Source organism: Streptomyces sp. SID13726, from assembly GCF_010548375.1.
Classification (GTDB): domain Bacteria; phylum Actinomycetota; class Actinomycetes; order Streptomycetales; family Streptomycetaceae; genus Streptomyces.
In genome coordinates, this window is record NZ_JAAGLY010000006.1 from 336660 (window position 1) to 352767 (window position 16108).

The 16108-nt window shown below is 71.6% G+C and carries 18 protein-coding genes; 9 read left to right on the forward strand and 9 right to left on the reverse strand.

Features of this window, described 5'->3' with window-relative positions; all coding sequences use genetic code 11:
- Position 1 precedes the first annotated feature (1 nt).
- The 5 genes from G3I78_RS18630 to G3I78_RS18650 all read right to left on the reverse strand — a co-directional run bounded on the left by G3I78_RS18630 (position 2) and on the right by G3I78_RS18650 (position 4621).
- A complete protein-coding gene (locus G3I78_RS18630) occupies positions 2 to 196 on the reverse strand; it encodes a hypothetical protein (protein ID WP_164425845.1) in 195 nt (64 codons plus the stop codon).
- 131 nt (positions 197 to 327) lie between these two features.
- Positions 328 to 1185, reverse strand: coding sequence for a phosphatidylinositol-specific phospholipase C/glycerophosphodiester phosphodiesterase family protein (locus G3I78_RS18635; RefSeq protein WP_164425847.1), 858 nt, complete (start codon positions 1183 to 1185; stop codon positions 328 to 330).
- A 192-nt stretch (positions 1186 to 1377) separates the two neighbouring features.
- On the reverse strand, positions 1378 to 2451 hold the full coding sequence (locus G3I78_RS18640; protein ID WP_164425849.1) for an acyl-CoA dehydrogenase family protein: 1074 nt from the start codon (positions 2449 to 2451) through the stop codon (positions 1378 to 1380).
- A complete protein-coding gene (locus tag G3I78_RS18645; RefSeq protein ID WP_164425851.1) occupies positions 2448 to 3629 on the reverse strand; it encodes an acyl-CoA dehydrogenase family protein in 1182 nt (393 codons plus the stop codon). Before G3I78_RS18645 ends, G3I78_RS18640 begins: the two co-directional genes overlap by 4 nt.
- Positions 3626 to 4621: an NADPH:quinone oxidoreductase family protein gene (locus G3I78_RS18650; protein WP_164425853.1), complete on the reverse strand. Its 996-nt coding sequence runs from the start codon at positions 4619 to 4621 to the stop codon at positions 3626 to 3628. Before G3I78_RS18650 ends, G3I78_RS18645 begins: the two co-directional genes overlap by 4 nt.
- Positions 4622 to 4865: 244 nt before the next feature.
- Here G3I78_RS18650 and G3I78_RS18655 point away from each other — a divergent pair, with 244 nt between their 5' ends.
- The 6 genes from G3I78_RS18655 (at position 4866) to G3I78_RS18680 (ending at position 10922) form a co-directional block, all read left to right on the forward strand.
- Complete coding sequence (locus G3I78_RS18655; RefSeq protein ID WP_164425855.1) at positions 4866 to 5339, forward strand: DNA starvation/stationary phase protection protein; 474 nt, start codon at positions 4866 to 4868, stop codon at positions 5337 to 5339.
- A gap of 95 nt (positions 5340 to 5434) precedes the next feature.
- On the forward strand, positions 5435 to 5863 hold the full coding sequence (locus tag G3I78_RS18660; RefSeq protein WP_164425857.1) for a hypothetical protein: 429 nt from the start codon (positions 5435 to 5437) through the stop codon (positions 5861 to 5863).
- A gap of 48 nt (positions 5864 to 5911) precedes the next feature.
- A complete protein-coding gene (locus G3I78_RS18665; RefSeq protein ID WP_239157904.1) occupies positions 5912 to 6700 on the forward strand; it encodes a hypothetical protein in 789 nt (262 codons plus the stop codon).
- A 241-nt stretch (positions 6701 to 6941) separates the two neighbouring features.
- Positions 6942 to 8576, forward strand: a complete 1635-nt coding sequence (gene abc-f, locus G3I78_RS18670) for a ribosomal protection-like ABC-F family protein (protein ID WP_164425858.1) — start codon at positions 6942 to 6944, stop codon at positions 8574 to 8576.
- A gap of 80 nt (positions 8577 to 8656) precedes the next feature.
- A complete protein-coding gene (locus G3I78_RS18675) occupies positions 8657 to 10279 on the forward strand; it encodes an ABC-F family ATP-binding cassette domain-containing protein (RefSeq protein ID WP_164425861.1) in 1623 nt (540 codons plus the stop codon).
- Positions 10280 to 10358: 79 nt separating this feature from the next.
- Positions 10359 to 10922, forward strand: a complete 564-nt coding sequence (locus G3I78_RS18680; RefSeq protein ID WP_164425863.1) for an ABATE domain-containing protein — start codon at positions 10359 to 10361, stop codon at positions 10920 to 10922.
- 9 nt (positions 10923 to 10931) lie between these two features.
- Here G3I78_RS18680 and G3I78_RS52855 read toward each other — a convergent pair whose 3' ends face one another.
- Entirely contained in the window at positions 10932 to 11063 is a 132-nt protein-coding gene (locus G3I78_RS52855) for a hypothetical protein (RefSeq protein ID WP_275424830.1), read from the reverse strand.
- 125 nt (positions 11064 to 11188) lie between these two features.
- On the opposite strand from G3I78_RS52855, the gene G3I78_RS52040 reads away from it, so the two are divergent.
- Positions 11189 to 11494 (forward strand): acyl-CoA thioester hydrolase/BAAT C-terminal domain-containing protein, encoded by a 306-nt coding sequence (locus G3I78_RS52040; protein ID WP_343243799.1) that lies wholly within the window; start codon positions 11189 to 11191, stop codon positions 11492 to 11494.
- Between the two features lie 11 nt (positions 11495 to 11505).
- Here G3I78_RS52040 and G3I78_RS18690 read toward each other — a convergent pair whose 3' ends face one another.
- Positions 11506 to 11700 carry a hypothetical protein gene (locus G3I78_RS18690; RefSeq protein ID WP_164425865.1) on the reverse strand — a complete coding sequence of 65 codons (195 nt, stop codon included), beginning with the start codon at positions 11698 to 11700 and terminating at the stop codon, positions 11506 to 11508.
- A gap of 206 nt (positions 11701 to 11906) precedes the next feature.
- Positions 11907 to 13349, reverse strand: a complete 1443-nt coding sequence (locus G3I78_RS18695) for an aldehyde dehydrogenase (RefSeq protein WP_164425867.1) — start codon at positions 13347 to 13349, stop codon at positions 11907 to 11909.
- Between the two features lie 187 nt (positions 13350 to 13536).
- Between G3I78_RS18695 and G3I78_RS18700 the strand changes: the two genes are divergently transcribed.
- Together G3I78_RS18700 and G3I78_RS18705 are read left to right on the forward strand one after the other, a co-directional pair.
- Positions 13537 to 14598 carry an alpha/beta hydrolase gene (locus G3I78_RS18700; protein ID WP_164425869.1) on the forward strand — a complete coding sequence of 354 codons (1062 nt, stop codon included), beginning with the start codon at positions 13537 to 13539 and terminating at the stop codon, positions 14596 to 14598.
- A 152-nt stretch (positions 14599 to 14750) separates the two neighbouring features.
- Complete coding sequence (locus G3I78_RS18705) at positions 14751 to 15236, forward strand: TetR/AcrR family transcriptional regulator (protein WP_164426291.1); 486 nt, start codon at positions 14751 to 14753, stop codon at positions 15234 to 15236.
- A 6-nt stretch (positions 15237 to 15242) separates the two neighbouring features.
- Here G3I78_RS18705 and G3I78_RS18710 read toward each other — a convergent pair whose 3' ends face one another.
- Complete coding sequence (locus tag G3I78_RS18710; protein WP_164425871.1) at positions 15243 to 16079, reverse strand: prephenate dehydratase; 837 nt, start codon at positions 16077 to 16079, stop codon at positions 15243 to 15245.
- Between the last annotated feature and the right edge of the window lie 29 nt (positions 16080 to 16108).

Below are 16108 nucleotides of genomic sequence, written 5' to 3' on the forward strand. Positions count from 1 at the left end.
GTCAGGGCCGCAGACTGCTGACGATGTCGGCCGTCGCGGTGAGGCCGCTGTGGATGGTGGGCGCGATGCTCGTACTGGCGAGGAAGAAGCCGAGCAGCGCGCACACCACCGCGTGGGAGGCCTTGAGTCCGCCGCTGCGCAGGAAGATCACCGCCAGGATCAGCAGCAGCACCAGCATCGAGATGGAAATCGCCATGGACAGCCTCCTCCGCCACGCCGCCAGGTCCTTTTCGCGGCGTTCGGCCGCAAGTGTGGCGTAGCGGAGGGTTGGTCCGGGCGGCTGAAGTATCCTCCGAACGGGTGGTGTCCGGGCCCGCCCTGCGGCGGCTACCGGTGGGCGTCCAGGAAGGCCTCCAGGCCCGCCAGGTCGTCGGTGTTGAAGTAGTCGACGTCGGCGGCGAGGAGTTCGGTCCACAGCGCGTCGCGGGCGGGGCCCGCCAGGTCCGGGGTGGCCCAGAACCGCACCTTCTGGCCGCGCGCGTGGGCCTGTCCGATGATGTTCCGCAGCTTCTGCCGCTCGGCGTCCGGGAAGGCCCCGACGCCCTGCCAGGTGAAGTTGAGCGTCCAGTTGTCGCTGATCAGCGGGATGAAGGAGGCGGGCGCCGGGCTGCCGAGGTCGGTGAGACGGCCGTCGTAGAAGGCCCGCCGTACGGTCTGCGCCTCCATCGGGACACGGGCCGCGCGGTCGCCGGAGATCACGGCGGTGACCGGGCCGGGGACGATCCTCCCGTGGACGTAGGTCGTGAACAGGTGCTTGTGGCGCCGCAGATGGCGGTCGAGTTCGAGGTACGTCGAGGAACCCTCGGTCTTGATGTCGATGAGCAGCTGGAGAGGCTGCCGGTAACCACGGTAGACGGAACCGTGGTTGGCCTTGACGATCCTTGCCAGCGGGTCGAGGTAGAGGGATTCCAGGGTGCGGGTGGGATCGAGGTCGGTCGCGTCGTGGGCGATGAGGAGCTGGTCGCCGACGAGGAAGATGTCGGCCTCGACGCTGCCGAACCGGTGGTCGAGGGCGTCGAAGAGGGGGCGCGGATGGTCGTAGTCGTTGTGGGCGTGGGCGCGCCACAACGGGCGGGGGCGGTGCTTGTGGCCGTCGGCCCAGGCGCTGCCGGCGGGCGGGGCGAGCACCGCCGCGGCCGTGGCGCCGAGGGCGGTGAGGGCTCTGCGACGAGTGATGCGGGCCATGTTCTGCCTCCCTGTGGGGCGGGTCGGAACCACAGGGAGTATGAGGCCGGTGCGGCCCCAATGAACCGGTACGTGCCAGGAGTTGGCCGGACTGCCGCCGCTCGTTCACTCCTTCCGCGCAGCCGCACGGAAAAGCCCGCCCCAGGTGGGGCGGGCTTCACCGGCATGCACCGGACTTGGGCGGAGGGCCGCTCAGGGCGCCTGGAGGTCGACGAGTTCGGCCAGTCGGGCGCGGTGGGTGCCCGCGGTGCCGTACGCGATCGAGTCGGACTTGGCCCGCTTCAGGTAGAGGTGGATCGGGTGCTCCCAGGTCATGCCGATGCCGGCGTGCAGCTGGAGCGCCTCCTCGGCCGCGTGGACGGCGACGGGCGCCGCGTAGGCCTGGGCGACGGCGACCGCCACGTCGGCGTCCGCACCGGTGGCGAGCGCGTCGGCCGCGTTCCGGGCGGCGGCACGGAGGTTGACGACCTCCAGCCACAGCTGGGCGAGCCGGTGCTTGAGTGCCTGGAATCCGCCGACGGGCCGGTTGAACTGCTTGCGCTCCTTGAGGTAGCGCACGGTCTCGGTCAACGTCCAGTCGGCGAGCCCGAGTTGCTCGGAGGCGAGCAGTCCGGCTCCGGCCCGCAGCGCGCGCAGCACAGCGGGTTCGGCGTCGCCCAGCAGACGGCCCGGTGTCCCGTCCAGGGTGACCGTCGCGAGCGGCCGGGTCAGGTCGAAGGAGATCTGCGGGGTGACGGTCACCGCGTCGGCGTCGACCGCGTAGAGCCCGCCGTCGTCCGCGGGCACGAGCAGCACATCGGCCGCCTGCGCGTCCGCGATCGCGGTCAACTCCCCGTGCAGGGCGCCGCCTTCATGGCGTACGACCTTGTAGGCGCCGCCCGGCGCGATGTTCAGGGCGACGGCGAGGGCGCCGATCTTCCGTCCGCTCGCGAGCTCGGCGAGCAGTTCGCCGGCGTCGCAGGACAGCAGGGCCTCGGTGGCGACGACCGCGCTGGTGAGGTAGGGTACGGGGGCGACCGCACGGCCCAACTCCTCCAGGACGACGGCGACTTCGCGGTGAGTGGCGCCCTGGCCGCCCTGGTCCTCCGGGACCAGGAGACCCGCGAGGCCCATGCCGTCGGCGAGCGCCTTCCAGGCTTCCAGGTCGTGCGGGGCGTCGGACTCGGTGCGCGTGATGACGCCGGGCGCGTCGCAGTGGTCGGCGAGCAGGTCCCGTACGGCGGCCCGGAGTGCCTCTTCCTCCTCCGAGTACAGCAGATCGGTCATCGGGCGAGGTCCTTCCAGGCGACGTCCTTGTCGGTGCGCGGCTCGGACGGCAGGCCCAGGACGCGCTCGGCGACGATGTTCAGCAGGACCTCGGTGGTCCCGCCCTCGATGCTGTTGCCCTTGGAACGCAGATAGCGGTAGCCGGCGTCACGGCCGGTGAAGTCCACCAGCTCGGGGCGGCGCAGGGTCCAGTCGTCGTACAACAGGCCCTCCTCGCCGCGGAGTTCGACCTCCAGGCCGCTGATCTCCTGGTTGAGGCGGGCGAAGGCGAGCTTCATGCCGGCGCCCTCGGGGCCCGGCTGTCCGGCGACGAGCTGCTGGCGCAGGCGCTCGGCGGTGAGGCGGGAGACCTCGGAGTCGACCCAGAGCTTCAGGAGCCGCTGGTGGAGGTCCTGGGTGCGCAGTTCGGGGCGTTCGCGCCAGGTCTTCGAGACCGGGCCGATCATGCCGCCCTCGCGGGGCAGGCGCATGCCGCCGATGGCCACGCGTTCGTTGTTGAGGGTGGTCTGCGCGACCCGCCAGCCGTCGCCGACCTCGCCGAGGCGGCGGTCGTCGGGGATGCGGACGTCGGTGAGGAAGACCTCGTTGAACTCGGCCTCGCCGGTGATCTGCCGCAGCGGGCGGACATCGACGCCGGGGTCGGTCATGTCGCAGATGAAGTAGGTGATGCCCGCGTGCTTGGGCACGTCCGGGTCGGTGCGGGCGATGAGGATGGCCCAGCGGGAGTTGTGGGCGCCGGACGTCCACACCTTCTGTCCGTTGACCACCCAGTCGTCGCCCTCACGGACGGCACGCGTGCCGAGCGCGGCGAGGTCGGAGCCGGCACCGGGCTCGCTGAACAGCTGGCACCAGACCTCCTCCCCCACCCACAAGGGCCGCAGATAGCGCTGCTTCTGCTCCTCGGTGCCGTACTTGAGGATGGTCGGCGCGGCCATGCCGAGGCCGATGCCGTTGCGCCGCGGGTCGTTGTCGGGAGCGCCCGCGGCCTCCAGCCCGGCGTCCACGACGACCTGGAGGGAGCGGGGCGCGCCGAGACCGCCGAGGCCCTCCGGATAGTGCACCCAGGCGAGTCCGGCGTCGAAGCGGGCCTTGAGGAAGTCCAGTCGGTCCGTGGTCGCGGGCGGGTGGGCGGCCAGCAACTCGGCGGTGCGGCGCTGGAGTTCGGCTGAGTCGGTCATGCGGCGGCTCCCTGTCCGGGCGTGCCCGGCCCGCCGAGCGACGGGACGACGGCGATCCGGCCGGTGGTCACCCCGTCGCCGAGGCGCTGCACGGCGTCGGCGGCTCCGGCCAGCGGCACCCGCTCGCTCACCAGCGGCTTGATCGCGCCCCGGGCGGCCAGTTCGGTGAGCTGTTCGTGGCAGTGCTGGACCAGCTTGGGGTTCTTGGTGTTGTACAGGCCCCAGTGCAGGCCCAGGATCGAGTAGTTCTTCACCAGGGCGTGGTTGAGGCCGGGGCTGGGGATGTTCCCGCTGGCGAAGCCGACGACCACGATGCGTCCCTCGAAGGCGACGACCTTGGTCGACTGCGTGTAGGCCTCGCCGCCCACGGGGTCGTAGACCACATCCGCGCCCCGGCCTCCGGTGGCTTCCTTCACGGCGGCGACGACGTCCTCGCTCCGCCGGTCGATCACCACGTCACAGCCCAGCTCCCGGGCGACGACCGCCTTGTCGGCACCGCCGACGACTCCGATGACGGTGGCCCCGGCGGCCTTCCCGAGCTGCACGGCCGCGCTGCCGACCCCTCCTGCGGCAGCGTGGACGAGCAGGGTCTCCCCGGCCTCCAGGTGAGCCCGCCGGTGCAGACCGAACCAGCCCGTCTGGTACCCGATGTGCAGGGCGGCCGCCTCGGCGTCGTCCAGCGAGTCGGGCGCGGGCAGCAGAGCGGCGGTGTCCGCGACGGCGTACTCGGCGAAACCGCCGTACGGCAGCGCGGGGTTGGCGATCACGCGCCGCCCGTCCTCGGTCTCGCCGCAGATCTCCACGCCGGGCGTGAAGGGCAGCGGCGGGCGGACCTGGTAGTGGCCGCGGCACATCAGCACGTCCGGGAAGTTGATGTTCGCGGCGCGCACCTTCAGCAGGACCTGGCCCTGGCCGGGCACGGGCCGCGCCACCTCGTCGAGGCGCATCACCTCGCCGGGCTCGCCGTTCTCGTGCACTTGCCATGCCTGCATGGGGGGCCTCCACGGGACTGCGTCGTCATGCCGGGGTCGGACCGGGGTCCACCGCATACTAAGCGGTCGCTTGCCAATCAGGGAACAGTCCTCGGGAGAAAGTGTCGGCATCCACACAAACGCGGCCTGACCTGACCGTACGCCCGCGCGACCGCCGGGGGTCCTGGCAGCGGTTGCGGGACCCCGAAGGGCCTGAACAGGGTGGCATGCGGATGCCGACGACCCCCGGAAAGGACCCGCGCACATGACGGTCATCAACAGCCCCCTGCCGGAGAAGGAACGTGAGATCGCGGGCAGCGCGCTCCAGGCGACCCTGGTCGATCTGCTCGACCTGTCCCTGGTCGCCAAGCAGGCGCACTGGAACCTCTACGGGCCACGCTTCCGCTCCATCCACCTCCAGCTCGACGAGGTGGTCACCACCGCCCGCGACTACGCCGACACGGTCGCCGAGCGCGCCGCCGCGCTGGGCGTCAGTCCGGACGGCCGGGCCGCCACCGTCGCCGCCACGAGCGGGGTCCCGGAGTTCTCACCCGGTTGGACCAAGGACGTGGACGCGGTCGGCGCCCTGGTGACGGCCTTCTCCGCCGTGATCGAACGGGTCCGGGAGCGCGTCGAGCGGACCGGCCCGGCCGACGCCGTGACCCAGGACCTGCTGATCGGCCTCACCGCCGACCTGGAGAAGCAGAGCTGGATGTTCCAGGCCGAGCACCGGAGCTGAACAGCCCCGAAAAGTAACCGTCTTGACAGGTGATGCATGAACATGGGACGTTCTCGTCACCAGTCAAGACGGTTACTTTCTCGGTGAGGAAACCCATGGCAGTCGTACGGTTCCATCTCGTCTCCGCGCTCGGCCCGAAGGACGTGCTGGAGGTGCTGACCGACTTCAGCCCCGCGCGCGTGCGACAGTGGCCCACCATCGACGCGGACCACTTCGAGGTGCACGAGCTCGGCGCCACCTGGGCCGAGGTCACCGAGGGAACCGCGGCCGCCTGGGAGCGGGTGCGCTACGCGTGGGAGCCGAGCGGGGACCTCGTCACCGTCACCACGCTCGACTCCAAGCTCTTCGGTCCGGGCGGCGGCTGGGTCTTCCGGATGACTCCCGAGGGCACGGGCACCCGCGTCGACGTCGAGCTGACGCGCCGACCGGCCACGCTCAAGGGCAGGATGCTGGCCGCGCTGCTGCCGGTGGTCGCCCCCGGTTCCCTGCGCCGGTCGTTCGCGGGACCCTTGCGTGCCGCGTGATCCCGGGCCACGGCGACCGGCCACCGGCCACCGGAGCGGGAGAGACGTGTGTCGAGCCTTGACGAGCAATGCCCGCACCAGGACGGCCGGGTGGTCATCGACCCCGCGTTCAAGGCGGACGCGCCCGCGCGGTACGCCGAGTCGAGGAAGCGCGGGCCCATCCCTCTCGGCCTCAAGGGCTGGGTGATCGTCGGCCATGACCTGGCCCGGGAGGCGCTCACCCACCCGGCGCGGCTCAAGGACGCCACGCCCGCCGCCGGACACGTCCTGCACAAACCGGCGGTCGGACTCGGCACCCAGATGCCGGCGGCCGACCCGCCCGATCCCACCCGCCCGAGCCCACCCGGCTGCACCGACTGGCCACCGCCGCGTTCACCCCACGCCGTACGGCCGAACTGGCGCCGCGTATCGAGTCGACCTGGTCGAGGCGTTCAACTCCCCGCCGCCCGCCACGGTCGTCGCGGACCTCCTCGGCATCCCCGAGGAGGTCCGGCCCGACTTCCGCCGCTGGTCCGCGCTGGCACTCCAGGTGGCCTCGCCCGAACACCGCCCGGCACTGGCCGGTCTGCACGGACTGCTGACCGGCCTCAGACCGGGAACGACGGCCCGCGGGCCGGGGACAACGCCCCGCGGGCCGGGGGCGACGGCCCCGCCGTACTCGACGTGCCCCGGCCCGACGATCGCCCGCGCGTGCCCCTCGCCCGCGTTCCGGAACTCGAACTCGCCATCCCTGCCGACTCGTTGGAGTGGATCGGGTCCGGAATCATCCGCGGGGTGGTGTCTCTGCCGGTGCGCTACCGGGTGGGGACGGGTCCCGGAGTCGGTCCAGGCGCGTGAGCCGGGAGGCCCGGGCACTCGCGGCGACGGCTGTTAGGCTGCGGACGACGTAGACCCGTGTATCGAGGAGTCACAGACGTGGTGGGTGAAGACGACATCTCCGGATGAGATCCGGAACTGACGGCCACCGGCCTGCGCTCGGAAGCGCTGTCGGGGTGGTCCGTCTCGTCGTACCCCTTTCCCCACGTCTGCCCAGGGCGGAACTCCGTGCTCTGCCCTCAGTGCCTCCGAGGTCACCTCCATGTCCGACGCCTGCGTCGTCTGCTCGAACCTCTCCTTCTCCTGGCCCGACGACACCCCCGTGTTCCAGGGCGTGTCCTTCTCCGTGCCCGTGGGCCGCACCGGCCTGGTCGCCCCCAACGGCTCCGGCAAGAGCACCCTGCTCAAGCTGATCGCCGGTGAACTCAAGCCCACGGGCGGCTCGTTGACCGTCGGTGGCACGCTCGGCCATCTCCCGCAGAGCCTGCCGCTCACCGGGAATCTCACCGTCGCGGAGGTGCTCGGCGTCGCCGACGTGATCCGCGCCCTGGACGCCGTCGAGTCCGGGGACGTCGGCGAGGAGCACTTCGCCGTCATCGGCGACGACTGGGACATCGAGGAGCGCACCCGCGCCCAGCTCGACCGCCTCGGCCTGACCGAACTCACCCTGGACCGCGGCCTCGGCACGCTCAGCGGCGGCCAGATCGTCTCCCTGGGACTCGCCGCCCAGCTCCTCAAGCGCCCGGACGTGCTGCTGCTCGACGAGCCGACCAACAACCTCGACCTGGAAGCCCGGCACCGGCTGTACGACGTACTGGACGACTTCAACGGCTGTCTCCTGCTGGTCAGCCACGACCGCGAACTGCTCGACCGCATGGACCGGATCGCCGAACTCGGCAGCACCGAACTGCGGTTCTACGGCGGTGACTTCACCGCGTACGAGGAAGCCGTGCGCGCCGAGCGGGAGGTCGCCGAGAAGAACGTCCGCAACGCCGAGCAGGAACTCAAGCGGGAGAAGCGGGAGTTGCAGCAGGCCCGCGAGCGCGCCGAGCGCCGGGCGAGCAACGCCGCCCGCAACCTCAAGAGCGCCGGTCTGCCGCGTATCTTCGCCGGCACCATGAAGCGGGGCGCGCAGGAGTCCGCGGGCCGGGCCGGGCAGATGCACGCCTCGCGGGTCGGCGAGGCCAAGTCCCGCCTCGACGAGGCCGGGCTCGCACTCCGCGACGAGCAGCGCCTCGCCCTGGACCTGCCCGACACCCAAGTGCCCGCGGGGCGGACCCTCTTCCTCGGCGAGGGGATGCGGGCCCGGCTCGGCGACAGGGCGGTGTTCGCCGTGGACGGTGTCACCCTGAGCATCCGCGGCCCCGAGCGCATCGCACTCACCGGGCCCAACGGCGCGGGAAAGACCACCCTGTTGCGCCTGATCACCGGTGAACTCACCCCGGACGGCGGGGAGATCACCCGCAACGACGGCCGGATCGCCTATCTCTCACAGCGCCTCGACCTGCTGGACCCGGACCGTACCGTGGCGGAGAACTTCGCCCTGTCCGCGCCCGAACGGCCCGAGGCGGAGCGGATGAACATCCTGGCCCGCTTCCTCTTCCGGGGCGCCCGCGCGCATCTGCCGGTCCACGTGCTCTCCGGCGGCGAACGGCTCCGCGCCACCCTCGCCTGCGTCCTGTGTGCCGAACCGGCCCCGCATCTGCTGCTGCTCGACGAGCCGACCAACAACCTCGACCTGGTGAGCGTGGGCCAGTTGGAGAGTGCGCTCAACTCCTACCGGGGCGCCTTCGTCGTGGTCAGCCACGACGAGCGGTTCCTCGCCGCGATCGGGGTGGACCGACGGCTGCGGCTGGCCGACGGGACACTCCGGGAGACGGGAGCCCCCGAGGTGTGAGCCGCCGGCGTGTGCAGTGGCCCGCGACCGAGGCTCCGTGCCCGGCGGGCCGACCACCGAACACGTCGGACGGACCTCCCATGCCCCAGCCCGCCCTGCTCGCCCACGACCTCGTCCGCACCCTGGGCGGCCGTCGTGTCCTCGACGGCGTCTCCCTGACCGCCTCCCCCGGCCGCCGTATCGGCCTGATCGGGGAGAACGGCGTCGGCAAGTCCACCCTGCTCCGGGTGCTGGCCGGCGTCGACGAACCCGACGCGGGAACCGTCACCCGCCCCCGCGACCTCGGCTTCCTCCACCAGGAGATGCCGTTCGACACCGGCGCCACCCTCGCCGCGGTCCTGGACGAGGCGCTGCGCGAGGCCCGCGAGGACCTCACAGAACTGGAGAGGCTCGGCGCGGAACTCGCCCGGGTCCCCGAGGCCGACCCCGGCCACCGGGAACTCCTCGACACCTACGGCCGCCGCCTCGAACAGGCCGAGGACCGGGAGTCCTGGGACGCCGACCGCCGCTCCGCCCTGGTACTGGACGGTCTGGGGCTCGGCGCACTCGCGCCCGACCGCGCGCTCGGCTCGCTCTCCGGCGGGCAGCGCGGGCGGCTGGCCCTGGCCGCGCTTCTCGTACGGCGGCCCCCGGCCCTGCTCATGGACGAGCCCACCAACCACCTCGACGACGGCGCCGCCGCCTTCCTGGAGGAACAACTCCGCGCCCTGCCCGGGACCGTCGTGCTCGCCGGCCACGACCGGGCCTTCCTCGACGCCGTCTGCACCGATCTGATCGACCTGGACCCGGCGGTCGAAGGACCGGTGCGCTACGGCGGCAACTACAGCGCCTACCTGGCCGAGAAGCGCGCCGAGCGGGAGCGCTGGGAGCGGCGGTACGCCGAACAGCAGGAGGAACTGGCGGAGTTGCGCCAAGCGACGGGCGTGACCGCGCGCCGGGTCGCTCCGGACCGGGCACCGCGCGACAACGAGAAGATGGGGTACGGCCATCGCGCGGGCCGGGTGCAGAGCCAGATCTCCCGCCGGGTCCGCAACGCCACCCGGCGGCTGGAGGAGCTGGAGCGCACCCAGGTCGCGCAGCCCCCACGCCCGCTGCGCTTCGCCGCCGGCGACTTGGCCGCCCGTGCGGAGGAGGGCCCGCAGCCGCTCATCGCCCTGCACGACGTACGGGTGCCCGGTCGGCTCGCCCTGTCCGGCCTGGAGGTGTCCGCGACCGACCGGCTGCTGGTCACGGGCGGCAACGGGACGGGCAAGTCGACCCTGCTCGCCGTACTCGCCGGGTGCCTCCCCGCAGAGGGCGAGGTGCGCAGGCGACACGGACTGACGGTCGGGCTGCTCGCCCAGGACACCGTGTTCGAGCGGCCCGAGCGCAAGGTCCACGACACCTACGCGCAGGCGCTCGGCCCGGCGCGGGCGGAGCAGGTGCCGCTGCGCTCCCTGGGCCTGCTGGCCGAGGCGGACCTGGACAAGCAGGTCGGAGAGCTGTCCGTGGGGCAGCGCCGCCGGCTGGCCCTGGCCCTGCTGGTGGCCCGCCCGCCGCAGCTCCTCCTGCTCGACGAGCCCACCAACCACCTTTCCCCGCGCCTGTGCGACGAGTTGGAGAGGGCGCTGGGCACCGGCCCGGGCGCGATCGTGGTCGCGAGTCATGATCGCTGGCTGCGACGACGGTGGCAGGGCCGTGAGATGCGGCTGGCCGCGCGATGAACGCATATCCTCCGGCGAGCACCGCCCAGGACGGTGACTTTCCTTGCACTCCCCGACAGTCACCTGTCAAAATGGTGATGTGAATCTGAACCACGTCTTCGTCTGCGGGCACCCGGCCCTCGACTTCGCGGCCACCCTCCGCGCCCGGCGCTCGACCCGCTTCGAGATGTTCGTGACCCCGGAGCGGCTCAACGCTTGGTACCTGGAGTCGGGGCTCGTGGACGCGATCACTCCCGGTGAGGAGGACGACGTCCGGGCGGCGACCACGGTACGCGAGGCCGTCTACCGGCTCGTCACCGACCGCCGCCTCGGCGAGGGCTTCGACCGTGAGGCCCTCGCCGTGCTCAACGCCGCCGCGCGCAAGGCTCCCGCGACACCGCAGCTCACCCTGGCGGGCCGGCACACCGACGCGACCCCGGAGCAGGCCCTGGCCACCGTCGCCCGCCAGGCCGTGGAGCTGCTGAGCGGCCCGGACGTCCCCCTGCTCAAGGAGTGCGGCAACCCCGAGTGCACCCGCGTCTACATCGACCGCTCGCGGGGCATGCGGCGGCAGTGGTGCGGCATGGAGTCCTGCGGCAACAAGATCAAGGCGGCCGCGTACCGAGCCCGCAAGAAGGACACGCCCGCTTCGGCCACGCGCTGATCAGACGGGTCAAGTGGAGGTCGTCGAGCGGGAGTTGACCGAGCCCTGGTCGGTCCCGGCCGCCCGTACGCCCACGGCGGCGACGTCGGCGTGCTGGTCCTGGCAGGCTCCAGCGGACGTGTCGACCGGGACAGGGCCCATCGGCGTCCTGGGCACCTCCAAGGGAGCCGAGGCCGCCCTGCTCACCGCCGTGCACGATCCGCGAGTCGACGCGGTCGTCGCCCTGTCCCCCACGTCCCTGGCCTGGTGCAACGTCGGACCAGGCCGTGACGGAGCGCAGCACCCGTATCGATCGTCGTGGAGCCGACGCCAACAGCCCCTCCCCCTTCGCCCCCTTGGACGACTCCTGGACTCCCCCAGCGGCGGAGATCCCGGTGGAGCGGGCCAGGGCCGACGTCCTCCTGGTCGCGGGCGGCGACGACGTGATGTGGCCGTCCCTGTCCCACGCCGAGCGACTGGCCTCGCGCCGACGCTCGGCCGGGTCCGCCGTACGACTGGTCGCGCACCCCGACGCCGGCCACCGGCCGCGTCTCCCCGGGGAGAGCCCCAGGCACTCCCGCCGGACGGCCTGAGCGTCGCCGAGCTACAGCCCCAGGTCGAGGGCCAGGCACGAGTAGTACTTCCAGTTGCCCGCCGGGTCGTAGGAGGCGTTCGCCCCGCCGCCCGGTGCGGACTCCACCTCTTCGGTCATGTCCTCGAAGCGGATGCGCTCGGGGAGCTTGCCGAAGCGGGTGTGCCGGGCTGCCGTGTCGGCGTCCATGGCGAGGTCCTTGCTCATGGCCGTTCTCCACTTCCTGGACTGTGCGATCAGCGTGCACCTCAAGAGCGTCACCTGTCAAGACGGTGACGAACGAAGGGCGTCACCGCCTCGCGGGACCACGTGATGACCCCCGGGGCCCGAGAAAAGTGCGCGGCACACCCGTCGAGTCATCGGTCTAACCGGTTACGGAAATCACCGCACAGCGCCACCCCGCCAAGGAGCGCTCAGACCGTGATCGTCTTGTACTCGGTGTACGTCCCGAGCCCCACCGCGCCGTACTCGCGCCCGATGCCGCTCGCCTTGAAGCCGCCGAACGGGCCGTCGAAGGCGACGGAGGCACCGTTGACCGTGACGGTTCCGGTGCGGATGCGGCGGGCGATCGCGAGGGCGTGGTCCTCGTCTGCGGACCAGATGCCGCCGGAGAGGCCGTACTCCGAGTCGTTGGCGATGCGGACGGCGTTGTCCTCGTCGTCGTAAGGGATGACGACCAGGACCGGGCCGAAGATCTCCTCCTGCGCGATCCGCATGGAGTTGTCGACGTCCGCGAAGACGGTCGGCGTGACGTAGTTGCCCCTCTCCAGGCCCTCGGGGATCTCCGGCCCGCCGGTGACCAGGCGGGCGCCCTCGTCGATGCCGAGCCGGATGTAGTCGCGGACCCGCTCCTGCTGGTCGGGGCGGATCATCGGGCCGATGAAGGTGTCGGGGTCGCTCGGGTCGCCCACCTTCAGCGACTCCACCAGCTCCTTCAGAGCGGCCACGACCTCTTCGTACCGGCCGCGCGGGGCCAGGATCCTGGTCTGGGCGATGCAGGACTCGCCGTTGTTGAGCAAGGAGCCGAACTTCAGTCCCGCCACGGCCTTTTCGACGTCGGCGTCCGGCAGGATCACCGCGGCGGACTTGCCGCCCAGCTCCAGACTGACCCGCTTGAGCTGCTCGCCGGCGATCGAGGCGATCCGGCGGCCGGCCCGCGTCGAGCCGGTGAAGGCGATCTTGTCGACGTCCGGGTGGGACACCAGGTGTTCGCTGGTCTCGCGGTCTGCGGACAGGACGCTGATCACACCCTCGGGCAGGCCCGTCCGCTCCAGCAGTTCGGCCAGGAAGCCCATGCTCAGCGAGTTCTCCGGGGACACCTTGAGGACCACGGAGTTGCCCGCGAGCAGGGCCGGGATGATCTTCGAAGTGGCCGAGGAGAAGGGCGAGTTCCACGGGATGACGGCGGCCACGACACCGATCGCCTCCCGGCGCACCACGCTGCGCACCGGCGACGAGGGGTCGGAGGGCGCGAGCGTCTCCTCCCAGCCGAACTCCTCCGCCGCGCTGAGGTAGGCGTTCGCCTGCCGGGTCAGACCGGGCTGTCCTGCGCGGGTGAACCAGGCGGCCGAGCCGTTCTCCAACGAGATCAGGTGGGCCACCTTCTCCGCGCTCTCCTCACGCAAGGTGTTGAAGCGCCGTAGGACCGCGATCCGCTCCGCGGGCGGGGTCAGGCGCCACACCCCCGCGTCGAACGACGCACGCGCCGCGGCCACCGCACGGTCCACGTCGTCCGGCCGCGCCTGGACCGCACGGCCGATCACCGTCCCGTCGTGGGGCGATCGGATGTCCAGCGGCTTCGGGTCGCTCGGGTCGGCCCAGGAGCCACCGATGTAGAGCCGGTCGTAGGTGATCATGCGCTTCCTCCCTCTCCAGGGCCTCACACCCAACCATTAAGTGTCACATTACTGTAGCACTTATCGTCGATACGCCCCGTGGCCGAAAACGCCAATCAGCCTTCGTCACCGGTTTGACAGGTGACGCACGCGATGTAAAAGTCATCCCACCGAGAGCCACGGGGATCTCGCACAACGGAGGTTTCAGATGATCGGCAGGCGTACGTTCAACAAGGCCGTCGGCCTGGGCACCGGCGCGTTCGCGGCGACCAGGTCCCCCAACCCCACCGTGCCCGTGGTCACTTCCGGCACCCACGCGGGCTTCGGCACGCTCAAGCACGTCAAGGCGGGCGTCCTGGACGTCAGTTACGCGGAGGCCGGGCCCGCCCACGGCCCGGTCGTGATCTGCCTGCACGGATGGCCGTACGACATCCACAGCTTCGTCGACGTCGCCCCGCTCCTCGCCGGCCTGGGCTACCGCGTCATCGTGCCCTACCTGCGCGGACACGGCGGCACCCGCTTCCTGTCGCGGAACACGCCCCGTACGGCCGAACAGTCCGCCGTCGCGCTGGACATCGTCGCTCTGATGGACGCCCTCAAGATCGACAAGGCGGTGCTCGCCGGTTTCGACTGGGGCTCGCGCACCGCCGACATCATCGCCGCGCTGTGGCCCGAGCGCGTCAAGGCCCTTGTCTCCACCGGCGGTTACCTGATCACCGACCGCAAGGCACAGCTGGAGCCCGCCGCCCCGGCCGTCGAGCACAACTGGTGGTACCAGTGGTACTTCGCCACCGAGCGCGGCAAGAAGGCCATGGAGGACGTGGCCGAGCGGCTCGCCCTGTGCCGCTATGTGTGGACCCTCGTCTCCCCCAACTGGAGCTTCGACGAAGCCACTTACCAACGCACCGCCGAGGCCTTCAAGAACCCCGACTACGCGGCCGTCGTGCTCTTCAACTACCGCTGGCGCATCGGGCTCGTCGAGGGGGAGCACCGCTACGACCGCTACGAGAAGCGGCTCGCCGCCCAACCTCCCGTCCACGTACCGACGGTCACGCTGGACCCGGCCCTCGACCCGTTCACCCCGCCCGGCGACGGCTCCGCCTACCGCGACCACTTCACGGGCCCGTATCTGCACCGCACCCTCGCGGACGTCGGCCACAACGTGCCGCAGGAGGCGCCCGGCGCCTTCGCCCAGGCGGTCGTGGACGCGGACCGCCTCACGCTCGCCGGTACCGCCACAGAGCGCGCCGCCCGCGCCACGGCCCACTGACAGCTGTCACAGCGGCGAGGCATTCAGTGGCGGGATACTCCACACCTGAGAGGCTCTAGAACCCTCAGGTTCCTCAGTCGCCCGCTACCCTGGTCGCGATGAGAGCCGACGCAGCACGCAATCTGGAAGCCGTCCTGACCACCGGCGCCCGCATGCTCGCCACCGACCCGGGCACGAGCATCGCTGCCATCGCCACAGAGGCGGGCGTGGACCGGCGTACCGTCTACCGGCGGTTCGCCTCCCGCGAGGAACTGCTCGGGGCGATCTACGAAGCCCGGCTGACCGCCATCGAGCGGGCCATCGAGGACGCGCGGCTCGGCGAGGCACCGGTCGCCGTCGCCCTGCACCGCTATGTCGAGAACATCATCGCGGTCAACCGCACCTGGCCCGTCGACCTCGCCCGCATGCTCGCCGACGACTCGGTGCACGCGCGTCGCGACGCGAGCATCGCCGAGGTGGACGCCTTCCTCCGGCGGGCCACCGACGAGGGTCTGCTGCGTCCCGGCCTGCCGAGCGGGTGGACGAGCGCGCTCCTCCCCCAGCTGATGCACCTGGTGTCCCGGCAACTGCCCCGGCTCAGCCCCGCGCAGGCGGCGGACGTCGTCGTGGACACCCTGCTCAACGGCCTCGGCGCCTGAGTCGGTTCAGCCCTTCAGGCGGTGCGGGTGGGCCGGATACACGCCCAGGATGCGGACCTCGGTGGAGAAGAACCGCAGTTCGTGCAGGGCGAGGGCGACGTGCTGCTCGTCGGGGTGGCCCTCGATCTCGACGTAGAAGCGACTCGCGTCGAGGCCCGCGCCCATCTGGTAGCTCTCGATCTTCGTGAGGTTGACCCCGCTGGTGGCGAACCCGCCGAGCACCTTGTAGAGCGCGCTCGGGATGTTGCGCACGCAGAAGAACAGGCTCGTCATCGTGGGTTCCCCGGTGTCCGGGGCCACGACGGCGTCCCGGGACAGGACGACGAACCGGGTGGTGTTGTCGGGGTCGTCCTCGACGCCCGAGCGCAGTACGTCGAGGCCGTGCAGCGCGGCGGCGGCGGGCGGGGCGAGCGCCGCGTGCCGCGGGTCGGCCAGCTCGGCCACCTCGCGCGCCGCTCCGGCCGTGTCGTCGGTGACGAGGGTGCGCCAGCCGCCCTCCCGCAGCACCTTGCGGCACTGCCCGAGCGCGTGCACATGGCTGCGTACGCACTCCACCTCGTGCGGTGCCGCCCCGGGCACGCCCATCAGGTCGAAGCGGATGGCGACGGAGTACTCGGCGACGATGAACAGCCCCGACTCGGGCAGCAGATGATGGACGTCCGCCACGCGGCCGGCCGCCGAGTTGTCCACCGGGATCACGGCCACGTCGGCGGTGCCAAGCGTGACCGCGTCCAGGGCCTGCTCGAAGCTCGTGCAGGGCTGCTCGGCGCACCCGGGGTACAGGGCGTGGGCGGCGGTCGCCGAGTTGGATCCGGGTTCACCTTGGTACGCGACGGTCGTCACTGGGCTCGGTCTCTTGTCGTGGGGCGGCG